This is a genomic window from Oleiphilus sp. HI0061 (assembly GCF_001635675.1).
Window position 1 is genome coordinate 1 of the sequence record NZ_LWFE01000529.1, and the last position, 955, is coordinate 955.

A 955-nucleotide genomic window follows, 5' to 3' on the forward strand; every position below is an offset into this window, starting at 1 on the left:
TTGAAGCCGCACGAGCAGGAGAGTTTGGACGCGGATTTTCCGTAGTCGCCGATGAAGTGCGTGGACTCGCTCACCGCAGTGCTGAAGCAGCGAGTGAAATTCAATCTATTGTGAGCGGTGTAGTAAATGGAGCTAATGATGTAGAACGCATCGTAGGAGAAACTATTGGTGTACTAGAAGACTCTCATCAAGACCGAAAACAGTTAGTTCAAACAATTTCTGATGCTCAAACCGCTGCTACAGAAAATGTTGATGCAACAGCTCAAATTGCCTCAGCAGCAACAGAGCAAGCTTCCGTAGCACAAGATATGGCAAGAGGTGTGCAAAATACCGCTGATGGCATTAATGAATCATTCACCATTTTCAAAGATATGTATAAAAATGTCGAATATCTACGTGACCTGCAAGTAGAGTGTTTGAGCTACTTTGATGTAAGCAACGATGATGTACTGCTTCGCATGGCCAAGAGTGACCATATTGTGTGGGTAGATAAGGTTATCCGTTTTGCATTATTTGGACAAAACAGCGTACAAGAGAGTGAGCTAAAAGATCATACCCAATGTCGCCTTGGGAAATACCTAATGTCTGATAAAGGACAGCAGCTAAGTTCCAAGAGTCGCTTCAAAGAGCTTTATGAAGATGTTCATCCGAAAGTACACGCTAAGGGCATAGAAATCTATAAGGTCGCACGAGCAGGCGCTGAACCATTATCTCTGCAGGGTGCAGTTGAAGAGCTTATTGGCTTATCAGATAGCGTATTGGATATTCTTAATGAATTTATCCAGCACCGTTAGAATTTCTTAGACCTTGCAATATTACCTCTGTTTCAGAAGGTGAAAAACAGCCCGCCAATATGAGGCTTGTGGCGCTTCGAAATGCTTGCTTTAGATCTCGCCGGCAATGCTAGGTTTAGGTCTGCTTTCAAAAGCAAAAAAAGTGGCGTATTAATCATAGC

At 43.1% G+C, this 955-nt stretch carries 1 protein-coding gene; it reads left to right on the forward strand.

The features are described 5' to 3' along the window. Nucleotides 1–794, forward strand: a 794-nt coding sequence (locus A3735_RS06955; protein WP_197485725.1) for a methyl-accepting chemotaxis protein, incomplete at its 5' end; no start/stop codon positions are given. Between the last annotated feature and the right edge of the window lie 161 nt (nt 795–955).